General features: G+C 74.4%; 12 protein-coding genes. 5 read left to right on the forward strand and 7 right to left on the reverse strand.

The features are described from left to right. Window position 1: 1 nt before the first annotated feature. Window positions 2-640, reverse strand: coding sequence for a septum formation initiator family protein (locus Q3W71_RS05650; protein WP_302918200.1), 639 nt, complete (start codon window positions 638-640; stop codon window positions 2-4). 32 nt (window positions 641-672) lie between these two features. Further along, on the reverse strand, window positions 673-1956 hold the full coding sequence (gene eno, locus Q3W71_RS05655; RefSeq protein WP_302918201.1) for a phosphopyruvate hydratase: 1284 nt from the start codon (window positions 1954-1956) through the stop codon (window positions 673-675). Window positions 1957-2206: 250 nt separating this feature from the next. On the opposite strand from eno, the gene Q3W71_RS05660 reads away from it, so the two are divergent. Continuing rightward, complete coding sequence (locus tag Q3W71_RS05660) at window positions 2207-2899, forward strand: hypothetical protein (protein ID WP_302918202.1); 693 nt, start codon at window positions 2207-2209, stop codon at window positions 2897-2899. Next, window positions 2896-3771, forward strand: a complete 876-nt coding sequence (locus Q3W71_RS05665) for an NAD(+) diphosphatase (RefSeq protein ID WP_302918203.1) — start codon at window positions 2896-2898, stop codon at window positions 3769-3771. The genes Q3W71_RS05660 and Q3W71_RS05665 overlap by 4 nt, the downstream gene beginning before the upstream one ends. Window positions 3772-3862: 91 nt before the next feature. On the opposite strand, the gene Q3W71_RS05670 is transcribed toward Q3W71_RS05665, so the two are convergent. The 4 genes from Q3W71_RS05670 to mfd all read right to left on the reverse strand — a co-directional run bounded on the left by Q3W71_RS05670 (window position 3863) and on the right by mfd (window position 11055). Beyond that, window positions 3863-5482, reverse strand: coding sequence for a DUF885 domain-containing protein (locus Q3W71_RS05670; protein ID WP_302918204.1), 1620 nt, complete (start codon window positions 5480-5482; stop codon window positions 3863-3865). Between the two features lie 89 nt (window positions 5483-5571). Beyond that, window positions 5572-6558, reverse strand: coding sequence for a nucleoside triphosphate pyrophosphohydrolase (locus Q3W71_RS05675; RefSeq protein WP_302918205.1), 987 nt, complete (start codon window positions 6556-6558; stop codon window positions 5572-5574). A 2-nt stretch (window positions 6559-6560) separates the two neighbouring features. After that, the gene (locus Q3W71_RS05680; RefSeq protein ID WP_302918206.1) at window positions 6561-7280 is read right to left on the reverse strand and encodes a hypothetical protein; all 720 of its coding nucleotides are present in this window, start codon (window positions 7278-7280) and stop codon (window positions 6561-6563) included. Window positions 7281-7407: 127 nt separating this feature from the next. Then, on the reverse strand, window positions 7408-11055 hold the full coding sequence (mfd, locus tag Q3W71_RS05685) for a transcription-repair coupling factor (protein ID WP_302918207.1): 3648 nt from the start codon (window positions 11053-11055) through the stop codon (window positions 7408-7410). A gap of 421 nt (window positions 11056-11476) precedes the next feature. Here mfd and Q3W71_RS05690 point away from each other — a divergent pair, with 421 nt between their 5' ends. Beyond that, complete coding sequence (locus tag Q3W71_RS05690) at window positions 11477-12400, forward strand: cyclase family protein (RefSeq protein ID WP_302918208.1); 924 nt, start codon at window positions 11477-11479, stop codon at window positions 12398-12400. A 205-nt stretch (window positions 12401-12605) separates the two neighbouring features. Here the strand turns inward: Q3W71_RS05690 and Q3W71_RS05695 are convergent, their stop codons facing one another. Next, window positions 12606-13646, reverse strand: coding sequence for a S66 peptidase family protein (locus tag Q3W71_RS05695; protein ID WP_302918209.1), 1041 nt, complete (start codon window positions 13644-13646; stop codon window positions 12606-12608). A gap of 83 nt (window positions 13647-13729) precedes the next feature. On the opposite strand from Q3W71_RS05695, the gene Q3W71_RS05700 reads away from it, so the two are divergent. Together Q3W71_RS05700 and ppc are read left to right on the forward strand one after the other, a co-directional pair. Further along, entirely contained in the window at window positions 13730-14764 is a 1035-nt protein-coding gene (locus Q3W71_RS05700) for a hypothetical protein (protein ID WP_302918210.1), read from the forward strand. 103 nt (window positions 14765-14867) lie between these two features. Continuing rightward, a complete protein-coding gene (ppc, locus tag Q3W71_RS05705) occupies window positions 14868-17654 on the forward strand; it encodes a phosphoenolpyruvate carboxylase (protein ID WP_302918211.1) in 2787 nt (928 codons plus the stop codon). The last annotated feature ends 99 nt before the right edge of the window (window positions 17655-17753 follow it).

Here is a 17753-nt window from a genome sequence, read left to right on the forward strand (position 1 = left end):
CTCACTTGTCGGGCTGCTCGCCGTTGGCGGCCTCCACGCTCGACCAGAGCGTGTCGTACCAGGGGTCCGGGGTGGTCGGCCGGGCCGGGGCGCCGCGGCCGGCGTCCCGGGCGGCGCCCTCCGGGTCGTTCAGCAGGATCACGATCTTCTCGCCCGGCCGGGTCATGAAGAACCGCTCCCGGGCCTTGGTCTCGATGTACGCCGGGTCCTGCCACTTGGCGGCCTTCTCGGAGAGCTCGGCGATCAGCTTCTCCTGCTCCGCCTGGGACGCCTCCATCCGCTCGATGTCGGCCTGCTGGTCCAGGTAGACCCGCACCGGATAGGTGTAGGCCAGGGCGAGCGCGATCAGCACCGCGAAGAGCACGGTGGCCCGCCCGGTGAAGCGTCGGGGGTGGGGTGCGGTGAGCCGCTTGACCGCGCCGCCGGCCGCCGCGCGCCGGGCGGCGGCCGGCCGGTTCGCGGAGCGTACGCCCTCGGCACCGCGGGCGGCGCCGGGCGCGCGGCCCGCGGCGGCGCGCGGGTCGGCACGGACCCCGCCGTCGCGGACCGATCCCCGGCCGGCCCGGCTCCCGCCCGGCCGGCCCGGCTGACCCGGCCGGCGGGCGGGACGCTGACCGCCCGGTGTGCGGCGCTGCTGCATCGTCACACCCCTCCCCCGAGGCTTCGCGCGACTCAGGCCGAACGGTAGCGCGGGAACGCGCCCGCCCCGGCGTACCGCGCCGCGTCGGCCAGCTCCTCCTCGATCCGCAGGAGCTGGTTGTACTTGGCGACCCGGTCCGAACGGGCCGGGGCGCCGGTCTTGATCTGGCCGCAGCCGGTGGCCACCGCCAGGTCGGCGATGGTGGTGTCCTCGGTCTCGCCGGAACGGTGGCTCATCATGCACTTGAAGCCGGCCCGGTGCGCCAGGTCCACCGCGTCGAGGGTCTCGGTCAGCGAACCGATCTGGTTCACCTTGACCAACACGGCGTTGGCGGCCTTCTCGGCGATGCCCCGGGCGATCCGCTGCGGGTTGGTGACGAACAGGTCGTCGCCGACGATCTGGATCCGGTCGCCGATCGAGGCGGTCAGCGTCTGCCAGCCGCTCCAGTCGTCCTCGGAGAGCGGGTCCTCGATGGACACGATCGGGTAGTCGCCGACGAGCTTGGTGTAGTAGTTGCTCATCTCCTCGGCGGTCTTCGTGGCGCCCTCGAAGGTGTAGGTGCCGTTGTCGAAGAACTCGGTAGCGGCCACGTCGAGCGCGAAGACGATGTCGGTGCCGAGCCGGTAGCCGGCCTTCTCCACCGCCTCGGCGATCAGGTCCAGCGCGGCGGAGTTGGTGGGCAGGTTCGGCGCGAAGCCGCCCTCGTCGCCCAGCCCGGTGGAGAGGTCCTTCTTCTTCAGCACCGACTTCAGCGCGTGGTAGACCTCCGCACCGGAACGCAGCGCCTCGCGGAAGCTGGGCGCGCCGATCGGGGCGATCATGAACTCCTGGATGTCGACGTTGGAGTCCGCGTGCGCGCCACCGTTGAGGATGTTCATCATCGGCACCGGCAGCAGGTGCGCGTTCGGGCCGCCCAGGTAGCGGAAGAGGCTCAGCTCGGCGCTGCCGGCGGCGGCCTTCGCCACCGCCAGGGAGACCCCGAGGATGGCGTTGGCGCCCAGCTCGGACTTGGTGTCGGTGCCGTCGATGTCGAGCATCTTCTGGTCGATGAGCCGCTGCTCGCTGGCCTCGTAGCCGATCAGCTCGTCGACGATCTTGTCCTCGACGTTGGAGACCGCCTTCTCCACGCCCTTGCCCTGGTAGCGGTCGGCGTCACCGTCGCGCAGCTCGATCGCCTCGAAGGCGCCGGTGGAGGCGCCGGAGGGCACCGCGGCGCGGGCCACCGTGCCGTCGTCCAGGCCGACCTCGACCTCGACTGTCGGGTTGCCCCGCGAGTCGAGAATCTCCCGGGCGACGATTCCCTCGATGGTTGCCACTGAGTCGCTCCTCGTTTGTGTGGTTCCGGTCCGTATGGGCCGCGACGGTGCGGCTGAGGCAGGTGTTGAACGCAGCGTATCGGGCGGCGGTCGGGGCCGGGCCGTCCGGGCACACCGGGCCTGCCCTCTCCGACGCAGCTTGACCCGAAACCTGCCCCCGACGGCGGGTTACTCGGACATTCCCGGATTCTCGTACCTCAACCGGCAACGGGTTTGCGTACCGTGGACCCGATCGAGGAGGCTGGGCGCCATGCCCGCCGCCTCGACCACTCTCCGTATGCTCGCCGTGTCGGTCATCGCGTCGCTCACCGTCACCGGCTGCCAGGCCCTCGACGACGCCGGCCGGGCGATCGGGCGTTCCGACCTGGTCAACGACCTCGCCACCCGGCTGGACCGGGCGCTGGAGCTGACCTACTCCGCGGACTACCAGCTGCCGGGCGGGCAGACCGCCAGCATCGCCCAGGCGCAGGAGCCGGCGCGCTCGGCGTACACCTATCCGGGTGGCAAGCTGACCGTCACCGACGAGGCGACCACCCGCTGCGAGACCACCGGCGGCCGCACCACCTGCACCCTGGAGGCGCCGCCCGCGCCGAACAGCAAGCCCTCGGTGGCCGTCTTCAGCGAGGCCAAGCGGCGCGGCCTGGTCACCCCGCCGGTCGTGGTGGGGATGTTGACCGCCGCCGCGCTCGACCCGGACGCGGTGATCACCCAGAGCGACACCACCCTGGCCGGGCGGCACGCCACCTGCGTGGACGTCCGCCAGTCCGCCGGCAACTTCTCCGCCTGCGTCACCACCGAGGGCGCGCTGGGCAGCTTCACCGGGCAGGTCGACGGCAAGCCGGTGGAGCTGGCGCTGAGCCGCTACCGGGAGACCGTCGACCAGGCGGCGTTCGACCTGCCGCCGGGCGCCGGCGTGGTCGACCGCCGCACGACCGACTCGTGACCGCGGCGACCGGCGCCGGCTTCGTGCCCGGGGCGGGGCACGCCGGGCCGCCGGCACCGGAGCACCCGGCGCTGCTGGTGGCCGGCCGGAAGCTGCTGGTCGGGGCGGACGGGCGGCTGCTGCGGGTCGCCGACCTGCCCGCCGACGCCGGCTGGGTGCCGCTCGGCACGCTCGACGGCGTCCCCGTCTGGGGCGCCGTCCGGCCGGGCGACCAGGCCGGCGACCGTCCGGGCGGCGCGGACGACACCGGGTACCCGGGCCGCTGGCTGAGCTGGCGGGCGCTCGCCGCCGAGGTGCCGGAGCCGTTGGCCGCGCTGGCCGGACGGGCCCTGCAGGTGGCCACCTGGCGGCACGCCCACCGCTGGTGCGGCGCCTGCCGCGCCGAGCTGGCCGATGTATCGGGCGAGTCGGCCCGGCGCTGCCCCGACTGCGGCCTGTACGTGCCGATGCAGCTCTCCCCGGCGGTGCTGGTGGCGATCACCCGCCCCGGACCGGCCGGCCGCCCCGACGAGCTGCTCCTGGTGCGCCACTCGTACGGGCCGACCGAGCTCTGGGCGCTGGTCGCCGGGTTCGTGGAGGCCGGCGAGACGCTGGAGGGGGCGGCGCACCGGGAGGTCGGCGAGGAGGTCGGGCTGGCCCTGGACCGGCTGACCTACTTCGGCAGCCAGCCCTGGGCGATGTCCGGCCCCGGGGTGCTGCTGGCCGGCTTCACCGCCACCGTCGCCGACCCGGCCGCCGAGCCGGTCGTCGACGGGCGGGAGCTGACGCAGGCCCGCTGGTTCCCGCTGGACGCGCTGCCGGCGGAGCTGCCGCCGGCGTACTCCATCTCGCGCTGGCTGATCGACGCGGCGGTGGCCGCGGCACGGGCCTGACCGACGACGAGCGGCGGCCCGGTCCCCGAGTGGCTGAGCGCCGACGACCGGCGGCCCTGGAGCCGGGCGGGCCGAGCGCCGGGCGGGGCGGTCAGACGCCGAGCAGGGTGCGCAGGTGGCGCGGGGGCGGGCAGTCGTGGGCGAGCATCGCGTCGTGCCAGTCGCGCACCGGCACCCCGTCGGGACGGGCGGCGGCGATCTCGGCCACCTCGCTGTAGCCGACGAAGTAGGTCGACAGCTGGGTCGAGGTGAGCAGCGCGCGCCGCCACTTGCCGGCCGCCTCCCCCTCCTCCTGGAAGCCGCGCCCGGTCATCAACGCCATCGCCTCGGCCTCGGGCAGCTCCTCGCAGTGCACCAGCTGGTCGAGCAGCGCGTTGATGGTCATCCGCAGCTGCATCTTGAGCTGCTGCAACCGCACCGGCAGGCCGCCGAAGCCGAGCCCGGCCATCAACTCCTCGGCGTAGACCGCCCAGCCCTCGATGAACGGGCCGGAGCGCGCCACCGCGCGCACCCGGGTGCCGCCGACGTACCGGCGGGCGTGGGCGAGCTGGAGGAAGTGGCCGGGCATCGCCTCGTGCACGGTCAGGTTGCGGATCATGTGGTCGTTGTACTCGCGGTAGAACGACTCCACCCGGTGCGCCGGCCAGTCCGCCGGGGTCGGCGCGATGCAGTAGAAGGTGGGCACGTTGGCGGTCTCCAGCGGGCCGGGCGAGTCGCAGTAGGCGACCGCCACGCCCCGGGCGAACTCCGGCATCACCTGGATCACGCACGGGTCGTCGACCAGGGTGACCAGGTCGTGCGCGCGGACGAAGTCGGTCGCCTCGTCCAGCGTCACGCCGGCCAGGTCCACGATGGAGTGGTCGTCCGGGTGTTCGGCGGCGAGCAGGTCCAGCGCCCGGCGTACCGTCTCGTCGTCGGCCGGGCCACCGACCAGCTCGACCGCCGCCGCGCGGATCTCCTCGGTGACCCGGTCCAGGTTGGCCCAGGCGCGGCGCTGGATCTCGGCGGCGCCCAGCTCGGTGTCCAGGGTGTGCCAGAGCCGCGCCTCCCAGCGGCGCCGGCCCAGCCGCGGGTCCCGCCCCGGTCCGGCGTCGGCGGCCAGGCCGGTGCGCAGCCAGGCGACGAACTCCTCCAGCGCCGCGATGGCCGCGGTCGCCGCCGGCGCGACCCGGTCGTGCAGCGCGGGCGCCTGGGTGAGCAGCGCCGACACCTCGTCGCGGATCAGCGCCGCGGTGCCGGTGAACTGCCCCACCGCCGTCTCGGCGTGGATCCGTGGCATGTCGCGCAGCGTCGCGCGGGCGGTGGCCAGCGCGTCCGGTACGGCGGCGAGCCGGCCGGCGAGGTGGGTCAGCCGCACGTCGGCCGGGGCGTACGGGCGGGCGACCAGGGCGTGCAGCAGCGGGCCCGGGTTGTGCCGCAGCGGGTCCCACTCGTGGGTACGGATCTCGGTCACCTCGAACAGCGCCCGGTCGACCAGGCCGGTCAGCAGCGCGTGGTCGACCCGCTCCTCGACGTCCAGCGCGTCCGGGTCGAGTTCGGAGAGCGCGTGCGCGGCGTCGGTCAGCATCGCCCGGTCGGCCGCCACGGCGTCGGCGGAGAGGTCCGGTAGCCGGTCGTCGTACCGGTGGTCCCCCGCCGACGAGGCCAGCCCCGGCCGGCTCTCCAGCAACGCCTCGACGATCCGCTCCGCCACCACCCCGAACGACTCCACCCACCGACCCTAACCGTCCGGCGCGTCCGGCGCGTTGATCATGAAGTTGTTGTCACCCGCCGCGGCGTGTCACGACAACAGCTTCATGGTCAACCCGACTGGTCGGGGGTGCGGGGTTCGGTGGCGCGGATGGCCTGGGCGTAGGCGAGGGTGGTGCGGCGGAGGGCGGCTTCGGGGTCGATTCCCGCCTCGCGGGCCGCGGCGACGGTGGCGAGGAGGCTGGCGCCGAGCCGTGCCTCGGGGTCCACCTGCGACTCGGCGAGCGGGGGCGGCACGGACAGGCCGACCCGGGCGGCCCGCTCCAGGATCTTGGCGGCGAGGGCGAGCGCGGGCTGGCTGAGGGCCACCCCGTCCAGCACCGAGCCGCGCGGCTTCTCGGCCCGCTTGATCCGCTCCCAGTTCTCGGTGATCTCCTCCAGGGTGCCCGCCTCGGCGCCGGCGAAGACGTGCGGGTTGCGCCGGACCATCTTCTCGACCAACCCACCGGCCACGTCGTCGACGGTCCACCGCTCGCCCTCGGGGAGCTCCTCGGCGAGCCGGGCGTGCAGCACCACCTGGAGCAGCACGTCCCCCAGCTCCTCGCGGAGCGCGTCGGTGTCCCCGGCGCCGATCGCGTCGTACGCCTCGTAGCACTCCTCGAGCAGGAACCGGGCCAGGCTCTCGTGGGTCTGGGCCCGCTTCCACGGGTCACCGCCGGGCGAGTAGAGCCGGTCCATCACCGCCACCGCGTCGAGCAACCGGGCGCCGGGCGGATCCCACGAGCCGTACATCAGCTCCAGCTCGGCCAGGCCCGGCTCGCGGGCCAGCCGCAGCCCCAGCTCGCGGGCCAGCGCCTCGTCGCCGGTCGGCCCGGCCAGCCAGACCGCCGTGCCGTGCGCGGCGGCCGCGTCGAGCAGCGCGGCCGTCGCCGCGCTCTCGACCACGGTGACCTCGGCGCCCGCCGCCCGCACGGCCGTGGTCAGCTGGCTCTCCGCGCCGGCCAGCACCGGGGCCTGCCGTACGACGTCCCAGGCCGCCGCGGTCAGCAGACCGGCCGGCAGCCGGGGCGAGGTGACCAGCAGGACGATCCGGGGCATGCTCAGAGGTCGGTCACCGCGTCGGAGCCGGGCTCACCCAGCGGCACGCTCACCGCGGGGGCGTCGCCGGAGAAGCTGAGCACCGGGAACTCCAGCGGCCGGTAGCGCGGGTTGACCGTGACGTCGTAGGACTCGACCGCCTCGGCCAGCGTCTTCCGGGTGGCCAGCGCGCTGCGCAGCTGGTCGCCGTCGAGCTGGCCGGCGGCCGCGTCGTCGGTCACGTCGGCCGGGATCGCGCCCGCCTTGCGGCCGGCCGCGATCAGATCCGCCATCTCCTGCTCGGTCGGCGCGACCGGCGCCGCGGCCGGCACGCCGGACAGGCAGGTGTAGAGAGTGGCCAGCTGCCGCACGTACTCGGTCTCCGGCGAGAGGCCGAGCTGCTGGGCGATCTGCTGCGGCGCCGCCTGCCCGCGCGGCTGGTAGTTCCGCTCGGCCGAGACCCGCTCGCACACCTCGGTCAGCACCAGCACGCTCGCCACCTGACCGCGCCGGGGCAGCTGCGGCCCGGGCAGCTCCGGCTGCTCCTCCTCGGCCGACGGCTGGGCGCTGGGGGACGGCGCCGGGTTCTTCACCCGCGCGTCGTCCAGCACGGCGGTGACCGCATCCTCGGTGATCCGGTGGTCACCGACGTACGCGGCGACGCCGGGCTCGGCACGGCAACCGGAGAGGGCGACGAGGCCGACCGCCACGCTGGCGACGGCGACAAGACGGCGAGCACGCATGGGGGTCACTCTCTCACGCCAACCGACGTCGCTGTGACGCCCCCCACCTCCCCGGTCGGCCCGCCCGGTGACCGGGGAGACGCCGTCGTGGCGCGGCGTCTCCCCGGCCCACCGGAAGCCTGCCGGGTCAGGCGGTCGCGCCGGCCGGGACCGCCGGCGCCGGGTCGCCGAGCACGTCGGAGAGGAGCTGCGCGCACCACTCCAGCAGCGCCTGGTCGCGCAGCGGCTCGCCGCCCACCCGGCGGGTGCTCGGCCGGGGCACGCTGACCTGGTCGAGCGCCGACTTGTAGACCGCGTCCGGGTGGTAGCGCTTGAGCCGCAGCTGCTTCGAGTCCGGCAGCGGCAGCGGGCCGAACCGGATGTGCTTGCCCTGCATGCTCACGTCGGTGAGGCCGTAGCGGCGGGCGAGCAGCCGGAACCGGGCCACCGCCACCAGGTTCTGCACCGGGGCGGGCGGTTCGCCGTACCGGTCGGTCATCTCGGCGACCACCTCGCGCAGCCGCTCCTCGTCCCGCGCTTCCGCGAGCTTGCGGTACATCTCCAGGCGCAGCCGCTCCACGCCGACGTAGTCGTGCGGCAGGTGCGCGTCGACCGGCAGGTCGATCTTGACGTCGACCTCCTCCGCCGGGCGCTCGCCCTTGAACGCCTGCACCGCCTCGCCGACCATCCGCACGTACAGGTCGAAGCCGACGCCTTCGATGTGCCCGGACTGCTCGCCGCCGAGCAGGTTGCCGGCGCCCCGGATCTCCAGGTCCTTCATCGCCACGTACATCCCGGCGCCCAGCTCGGTGTGCTGGGCGATGGTGGCCAGCCGCTCGTGCGCGTGCTCGGTGAGCGGCTTCTCCGGCGGGTAGAGGAAGTAGGCGTACGCCCGCTCGCGACCCCGGCCCACCCGGCCACGGATCTGGTGCAGCTGAGCCAGGCCGAGCAGGTCGGCCCGCTCCACGATCAGGGTGTTGGCGTTCGGGATGTCGATGCCGGACTCCACGATCGTGGTGCAGACCAGCACGTCGAACTCCTTCTCCCAGAAGCCGACCATCACCTTCTCGAGCGCGTCCTCGCCCATCTGGCCGTGCGCCACCGCCACCCGCGCCTCGGGCACCAGCTCGCGGATCCGCCGGGCCGCCCGGTCGATCGACTCGACCCGGTTGTGCAGGTAGAAGACCTGCCCGTCGCGGAGCAGCTCGCGGTGGATGGCCGCGGCCACCTGCCGGTCGTCGTACGCCCCGACGGCGGTGAGCACCGGGTGGCGCTCCTCCGGCGGGGTGGCGATGGTGGACATCTCCCGGATGCCGGTGATCGCCATCTCCAGGGTGCGCGGGATCGGGGTGGCCGACATGCTCAACACGTCGACCGAGGCGCGCATGGTCTTCAGGTGCTCCTTGTGCTCCACGCCGAAACGCTGCTCCTCGTCGACGATCACCAGCCCGAGGGACTTGAACCGGGTGGCCGCCTGGAGCAGCCGGTGGGTGCCGATGACGATGTCGGCGGTGCCGTCGGCGGCCATCGCCAGGGTCTGCTCGGCCTCCTTGGGCGTCTGGAACCGGGAGAGCTGCTTGATGGTCACCGGGAACTGGCTCATCCGCTCGGCGAAGGTGTTGTAGTGCTGCTGCACCAGCAGGGTGGTGGGCACCAGCACGGCCACCTGCTTGCCGTCCTGCACCGCCTTGAACGCCGCCCGGACGGCGATCTCGGTCTTGCCGTAGCCGACGTCGCCGCAGATCAGCCGGTCCATCGGGACCGACTGCTCCATGTCCCGCTTGACCTCCTCGATCGCGGCGAGCTGGTCCGGCGTCTCCTGCCAGGGGAAGGCGTCCTCCAGCTCCCGCTGCCACGGGGTGTCCGGGCCGAAGCTGTGCCCCTTGGACGCCTTGCGGGCGGCGTACAGCTGGATCAGCTGGGCGGCGATCTCGCGGACCGCCTTGCGGGCCCGGGCCTTGGACTTCTGCCAGTCCGAGCCGCCCATCTTGTGCAGGGTGGGCTGCTCGCCGCCGACGTACCGGGAGAGCTGGTCGAGCTGGTCGGTCGGCACGAAGAGCCGGTCGCCGGGCTGGCCGCGCTTGCTCGGCGCGTACTCGATGACCAGGTACTCCCGGGAGGCGCCGTTGACGGTGCGCTGCACGAGCTCGACGTAGCGGCCGATGCCGTGCTGCTCGTGCACCACGTGGTCGCCGGCCTTCAGCTCCAGCGGGTCGATGGTGTTGCGGCGGCGGCTGGGCATCTTGCGCATGTCGCGGGTCGAGGTGCCCCGGCCGCCGGTGACGTCGTTGCCGGTGAGCAGCACGAACCGGGACGCCTCGTCGACGAACCCGCTGGCCAGGCTGCCACAGGTGACCAGCAGCTCGCCCGGGGCCGGCGCGGTCGGCACCTCCTCCACCAGCCGGGCGCCGAGGCCGGCGTCGCGGAGCACCTCGACCGCCCGCTGGGCGGGGCCGTGCCCCTCGAAGACCAGCGCGATCGACCAGCCCTCGCCGGCCCAGCGCTTCAGGTCGTCGACCACCCGGGCGGTCTCGCCGTGGTAGAGCGGGGCGGGCTGGGCGGCCAGGGTCACCGCTATCGCGTCGTCCGGGGTGACCGCCACCTCGGTCGGCTCGTCCTCCCACGGCTGGCGGGCGGGGGCGGCGGCCGGCTCGGCCAGGCCGAACGGGGCGAGCGTCCACCAGGGCTGGCCCAGGGCGCGGGCCGCCGCGCGCACGTCGGCCAGGGTGCGGAAGGCGGCGGCGCCGAGGTCGACCGGGGCCTGTCCGCCGGTGGCGGCCGCGGCCCAGCTGGCCTGGAGGAACTCCTCCGAGGTACGCACCAGGTCGTGCGCCCGGGTGCGGATCCGCTCCGGGTCGCAGAGGATCACGTGGGTGCCGGCTGGCATGGTGTCCAGCAGCAGTTCCAGGCTCTCCTCGCCGAGCAGCGCCGGGACCAGCGACTCCATCCCCTCGACCGGGATGCCCTCGGCCAGCTTGTCGAGGATCTCGGCCAGCTCCGGGTGCCGCTGGGCGAGCGCGGCGGCCCGCTCGCGTACGTCCGGGGTGAGCAGCAGCTCGCGGCAGGGCGGGGCCCAGAGCTGGGCGACCTGCTCGATGGTGCGCTGGTCGGCGACGGCGAAGGTACGGATCTCCTCCACCTCGTCGCCCCAGAACTCGACCCGGGACGGGTGCTCGTCGGTGGGCGGGAAGACGTCCAGGATGCCGCCGCGGACCGCGAACTCGCCGCGCTTGGTGACCAGGTCGACCCGGGCGTACGCCATGTCGGTGAGCCGGCGCGCGACGTCCTCCAGGTCGGCCTCGTCGCCGGCCGCGAGCTGCACCGGCACCAGGTCGCCGAGGCCCTTGAGCTGCGGCTGGAGCAGCGAGCGGACCGGGGCCACGACCACCCGCAGCGGCCCGGTGCGGCCGTGCGCGTCGGCCGAGTCGGGGTGGGCCAGCCGGCGCAGCACGGCCAGCCGCCGCCCGACCGTGTCGGAGCGGGGCGAGAGGCGCTCGTGCGGCAGCGTCTCCCAGGACGGGAAGACGGCCACCTGCTCGGCCGGCAGCAGGCTGCCCAGCGCCGAGGCCAGGTCGTCGGCCTCCCGGCTGGTGGCCGTCACGGCCAGCACCGGCCGGCCGGCTCCCCCGGCTTTCCCGTCGGCGTCCGCCGCGACGGCGGCGACCGCGAACGGCCGCAGCGCCGCCGGCGCGGTGATGTCCAGCCCGTCGACCTGGGCGGCACCGGAGCGCGCCAGGTCACGCGCCCGGGCCAGCCCGGGGTCGGCCAGGGCGGCGGAGAACAGACCGGTGAGCATGTGATCACTTCCAGGGGAGTCGGCACGCGTGGGCAGGCACACGACAGATGCCCCTCGTCCGGCCGGACGGGGGGTGCACGACTGCCAGCCTATCCCCGTCGCCCGACACTCCACGCCCTTCCCGTGCCCGCCGACGAGGGAAGCGGACGCCCGCGCCCCGCGCCCCGCGCCCCGCGCCCCGCGCCCCGCGCCCCGCGCCCCGCGCCCCGCGCCCCGCGCCCCGCGCCAAGATCGTGCTCGATCCTGGATGTAGGGGTGTTCGACACGCCGCGAGGCCACTAGATCCGGGAAGTTGCGCGATCTTGACCTTCGGACGCCGCCCGGGTCGAACGCGATCTTGACCGCCGGGCGGCACCGGGCAGGCCGGGAACGCGGCCAGGGGGAGCTTGACCGGTTGGCGGCTTCATGATCAGGTTTTGCCATGGATGAGGAGTGGCGGGCGCAGTTCGACGCGGAGGTGAGCTTCGCCAACGGCGGCGGGCTGCGGACAGAGGGGTTCCGGCTGGACATCCCGGGCCGGGAGATCAGCGACGCCGACCTGGGCGCGCTCCTGGTACGGCACCTCGGGCTGCTGATGGTCGCCGAGGTCCGGATCAGCAACAAGACGATCATCCAGGAGCCGCACAAGGGCGGCCGCGGCGTGGCCGCCTCCACCGGTGGGACGGCCGGCGCCGGGCGGCGGCTGGTGGAGCTGAGCCACGTCATCAGCGACGGAATGGTCACCCTGCCCGGCTGGCCGGCGCCGCGGATCGGTGACTGGCTGACCTTCGCGGCGTCCCGGGCGAACTACGCGCCGGGCACCGAGTTCCGGGTGGCCCGGATCGACATGATCGCCAACACCGGCACCTACCTGGACTCTCCCGCGCACCGCTGGGCCGACGGGGTCGACCTGTCCGGCGTGCCGCTGGACCGCCTCGCCGACCTGCCCGGCCTCGTGGTCCGGGTGCCCGCCGGCACCCGGGCGATCGACCGGCTGATGCTGGCCCCGTACGACGTCGCCGGGCGGGCGGTGCTGCTGCACACCGGCTGGGACGCGCACTTCGGCACCGACCGGTACGGCGCGCCGGAGGCGCCCCACCTGACCGGGGACGCCGCGCGGGCACTGGCCGAGGCGGGCGCCGCGCTGGTCGGCATCGACTCGATCAACATCGACGACATGAGCCCGGCGGCCGGCGGCGAGCGCCCCGCGCACAGCACCCTGCTCGCCGCCGGCATCCCGATCGTGGAGCACCTGACCGGCCTGGGCGACCTGCCGCCGGAGGGCTTCCGGTTCACCGCCGCCCCGCCGCGGGTCGCCGGCATGGGCACCTTCCCGGTCCGCGCCTTCGCCCTGGTCGACGCCTGACCACCGGCCCGAGCGACCGCCTCGCCGCAGGCGGGCTGACCCGCAGACCAAGATCCACACGAGGTCGGGGATATGGCGGTATCCGCCGCGCCTGGATACCGCCATATCGCCGATCTGGAGTGGATCGCCGCGGGTGGCGCCCCGGGCGCGGCCGGAGCGAGCCGGCGGAGCAGACGTCCGGAGCGGTGGGCCAGCGCCGCGGTGGTCAGTAGCGGACGCTGATGCGGCGTTCGACGGCGTCGACGCGGATCTCGCCGCCGTACGGGACGATCAGCTGCGGGTCGGTGTGGCCCAGGTCGACGTCGAATACCAGCACCGCGTCCGGCGCGTACTCGGCGAACGCCCGGGTCACCGCCGCCCGCTGCGCCGCCGCGTACGCCTGCCGCTGCTCGGGGGTGTGCGGCCGGTCGAAGTCCCAGGCCTTGGCCCGGCCGACCACGGCGGCCGGGAAGGTGGCCAGCAGCCCGCGCTCGCCGAGGTTGCGCAGGATCCGGTAGACCTCGGTGTCCGAGGGCAGTTCCTCGGAGGTCTCGATCAGGAGGACCGAGCCGGCCAACTCGGCGGCCGGGGCGACCCGGTCGGCGGCGAGCAGCCAGTGCAGGATCTCCAGGTTGCCGCCCCAGGTGCGTCCCTCGACCACCCGCTCGGGCCCCTGCCAGGCCCAACCGGCGCCCGGGAACATCAGCGGCTCGTCCGCCAGCGAGGCCGGGTCGCGCCAGTCGTTGGGCTGGTCGCCCCACTCCGTCGCAGGGGTCAGCTCGTACCAGCCCGGGGTGAACAGAGCGGCGCGCAGCGAGTCGACGGTCAGCGGGTGCGGCGAGCCGGGGCGGCCGAGGTGCACCAGCACCGACCCGCCGTGGTAGCCGACGATGCCCAGCCGGTGCAGGTGGTTGAGCACGTTGGTGTTGTCCGAGTAGCCGAAGAAGGGCTTCGGGTTGGCCCGCAGCACCGCGTCGTCCAGGTACGGGGTGACGGTGATCTGGTCGTCGCCGCCGACGGTGGCGAGCACGGCGGTGACCGACGGGTCGGCGAAGGCGGCGGTGAGGTCCCGGGCCCGGTCGCGCGGGTCGGCGCCCATCACCCGGGTGGTCGGGTACTCCACCGGTTCCAGGCCGAGTTCCTCGCGCAGCCGGCGCAGGCCCAGCTCGTACACCTCGGGGAAGAGACCCGGCAGACCGGCGGAGGGTGAGACCACCGCGACCCGGTCGCCGGGCCGGGGCTTGGGCGGATAGCTCAGCGACACCATGATCGAACGCTAACGGGTCGGTCGAACGATTTCCGACCGGCGAAGCCGCATGAACCGGGTGAAATCCCACCTAGGCTGACGGCGTGGGCGAGGCGGCTGAGCTACGGGTACGCGACTGGCTGCCCCGCACCGTCGGGCTGCTGCTCGGCACCCTGCTGCTGGCCACCGCGTTCATCGCCGCCTACGTGGGCGCGCTGCACCGGCCGACCCCCCGCGACGTGCCGGTCGGGGTGGTCCTCGGCGACCAGCGCGCGCAGGCGGTCCTCGCCGCGGTGCGCGGCGAGACGACAGCGATCAAACCGGTCGGGTACGACGACCCGGGCGCCGCCGAGGACGGCCTGACCGGCCGCGAGGTGTACGCGGTGCTCACCTCGACCCCCGAGGGCGGGCTGCTGCTGACCACGGCCAGCGCCGCCGCGCCGAGCGCCACCGACACGGTGACCCGGGTGGTCGGCACCGCCGCCGAACGGGCCCGGCTGCCGTTGCGGGTCAGCGACGCGGTGCCGGTGGCGACGACCGACCCGCGCGGGCTGGTGCCGTTCTACCTCGCGGTCGGCTTCGTCCTCGGCGGCTACCTCGCGGCGACCGTGCTCGGCATCTCCGCCGGCACCGCGCCGCGCGGGCCGCGCCGGGCCGGGCTGCGGATCGCCGCGCTGGCCGGGCACAGCGTGGCGCTCGGGGTGGCCGGCTCGCTGGTCGTCGGCCCGGTGCTGGACGTCTGGGACCACGACCTGGCAGCGATCGCGCTGACCGGGATGCTCGCGTCGTTCGCGGCGGCGATGGTCGCCTCGGCCGTGCAGGGCTGGCTCGGGGTGCTCGGCACCGGGCTGGTGATCCTGCTGCTGGTGGTGCTCGGCAACCCCGGCTCCGGCGGGATCTACGCCCCGGAGTTCCTGCCCGACCCACTGCGCGGGATGCACCGCTGGAACATCCCCGGGCTCGCCACCGACCTGCTCAAGTCGGTGATTTACTTCGACCGCCGCTCGGCCGGCTGGGCGGTGACCGGGCTCGCCCTCTGGGCGGTGCTCGGGCTGGCCGGACTGCTCACCGCGACGCTGGTCCGCGGCCGTACCAGCCCGCGCCGACCGGGCCCGACCGCGCCCGCCGGGGCGGAGTGACGGCGCCCCGGATCGCGGGCCCCCTCCTGTGCACCGGGGCCACGCGGATACGATCCAGGGAGTCGGACAGCGCTGTCCTTCGTACTCGCGTAAGGAGCGCACCGTGACCGACCAGCACGACCACGACGGCCCCGACGCCGCCCTGCGGGCCGACATCCGCCGCCTCGGCACCCTGCTCGGCCAGACCCTGGCCCGCCAGGAGGGCCGGCCGCTGCTCGACCTGGTCGAGGAGATCCGCGCCCAGGTCCGCTCCGACGCCCCGACCGCGGCCCGCCGGCTCGGCAGCCTGGACGTCACCACCGGCACCAAGCTGGCCCGCGCCTTCTCCACCTACTTCCACCTGGCGAACATCACCGAGCAGGTGCACCGGGCCCGCGACCTGCGCCGCCGCCGGGCGATCCAGGGCGGCTGGCTGGACCAGGCGGCCAAGATGATCGCCGAACGCGGGGTGCCGGCCGAGGAGATCGCCGCGGCGGCCCGCCGGCTGGCGGTCCGGCCGGTCTTCACCGCGCACCCGACCGAGGCGGCCCGCCGGTCCATCCTGTCCAAGCTGCGGGCGATCGCCGACGAGCTGGACGCCGAGACGGCCAACGCGATCCTCTACGGGGCCAGCGACGAGGGGCCGGCCAACCGGCGGCTGGCCGAGCTGCTCGACCTGATGTGGCAGACCGACGAGCTGCGGCTGGACCGGCCGGACCCGACCGACGAGGCCCGCAACGCCATCTACTACCTGCGTGACCTGTATGCCGAGGCCGCCCCGCAGGTGCTCGACGACCTCGCCGACACGCTGCGCACCCTCGGCGTGGAGACCTCGCCGACCGCCCGGCCGCTGACCTTCGGCACCTGGATCGGCGGCGACCGGGACGGCAACCCGTTCGTCACCCCGACGGTGACCCGCGACGTGCTGACCATCCAGCACGAGCACGGCATCGCGGCCACCGAGAAGGCGATGGACCACCTGATCAACGAGGTGTCGGTCTCCCGCCGACTGCGCGGCGTGTCGCTGGACCTCTCCGCCAGCCTCGCCGCCGACCTGGACGCGCTGCCCGAGGTGGCGCCCCGGTTCCGCCGGGTCAACGCCGAGGAGCCCTACCGGCTCAAGGCCCGCTGCGTGAAGGCCAAGCTGGCGAACACCCGGCAGCGGCTGCGGCAGGGCACCGCGCACGTGCCGGGCCGGGACTACCGCGGCTCGGCCGAGCTGATCGCCGACCTGGAGCTGCTGCGCGCCTCGCTGGCCCGCAACTCCGGCCAGCTCACCGCCGTGGGCCGGCTCGCCTCCACCATCCGTACGGTCTCCGCGTTCGGGCTGCACCTGGCCACCATGGACGTGCGGGAGCACGCCGAGGCGCACCACGCGGTGCTGGCCCAGCTCTACGCGGCCGTCGGCGAGGTCTCCGACTACCCCTCGCTGACCCGGTTGGAGCGCACCAAGCTGCTCGCCGACGAGCTGGCCGGGCGCCGGCCCTTGTCCACCCTGGACACCCCGCTCACCGAGGCGGCGCGCAAGACGTTCGACGTGTTCGGCACCATCCGCGAGGCGCAGGACCGGTTCGGCAACGAGGTCATCGAGTCGTACATCATCTCGATGACCCTCGGCGTGGACGACGTGCTCGCCGCGGTGGTGCTGGCCCGCGAGGCCGGGCTGGTCGACGTGCACAGCGGCCGCGCCCGGATCGGGTTCGTCCCACTGCTGGAGACCCCGGCGGAACTCAACGCCGGCGGCGAGCTGCTCGACGAGCTGCTCTCGCTGCCGGCGTACCGGGCGCTGGTGGCGGCCAGGGGCGACGTGCAGGAGGTCATGCTCGGCTACTCCGACTCCAACAAGGAGGCGGGCATCACCACCAGCCAGTGGTCCATCCACCGGGCCCAGCGCGCGCTGCGCGACGTGGCCGCCCGGCACGGCGTGCACCTGCGGCTCTTCCACGGCCGGGGCGGCACGGTGGGTCGCGGCGGCGGGCCGACGCACGAGGCCATCCTCGCCCAGCCGTACGGCACCCTGGACGGCGCGATCAAGGTCACCGAGCAGGGTGAGGTCATCTCCGACAAGTACACGCTGCCCTCGCTGGCCCGGGAGAACCTGGAGCTGACCCTGGCCGCGGTGTTGCAGGCGACGCTGCTGCACACCGCCCCGCGCCAGCCCGCCGAGCTGCTGGAACGCTGGGACGCGACGATGGAGCTGGTCTCCGGGGCGGCGTTCCGGTCGTACCGGTCACTGGTCGAGGATCCGGACCTGCCGGCGTACTTCTGGGCGTCCACGCCGACCGAGCTGCTCGGCGCGCTGAACATCGGCTCCCGCCCGGCGAAGCGCCCGAACACCGGTGCCGGGCTGGCCGGGCTGCGGGCCATCCCGTGGGTGTTCGGCTGGACGCAGACCCGGCAGATCGTCCCGGGCTGGTTCGGGGTCGGCTCCGGACTGGCCGCGGCGCGGGCCGAGGGCCGGGCGGACGTGCTGGCCGAGATGCACCGCAACTGGCACTTCTTCCGCACGTTCCTGTCGAACGTGGAGATGATGCTGACCAAGACCGACCTCAGCATCGCCCGCCGGTACGTCGAGACGCTGGTGCCGAAGAAGCTGCACCCGATCTTCCACAAGATCGAGCAGGAGTACGAGCTGACCCGGCAGGAGGTGCTGGCGGTGACCGGGTCCCCGGCGCTGCTGGACGGCTCGCCGGTGCTCCAGCGCACCCTCGCCGTGCGGGACACCTACCTCGAGCCGCTGCACCACCTCCAGGTGGCGCTGCTGCGCCAGTACCGCGACTCCGGCGCCGCCGGCCGCGCGGTGGCCACCGCACCCGGTGGCCGGCGCGCCCCGAGCGACGGGACCGCCCTGGAGCGGGCCCTGCTCACCACTGTCAACGGCATCGCCGCCGGCATGCGCAACACCGGCTGAGCCCTGACCGGCCGGTCGGGCCGCCCCGCCCGGACGCCCGCCGGCGGTTCCCGCCCTTCAGACGCCTCAGCCGGCCGGGCCCGGCCCCGGCTGAGTCCG

Origin of the sequence: Micromonospora sp. C28SCA-DRY-2, assembly GCF_030519475.1 — a bacterium.
Lineage (GTDB): Bacteria > Actinomycetota > Actinomycetes > Mycobacteriales > Micromonosporaceae > Micromonospora.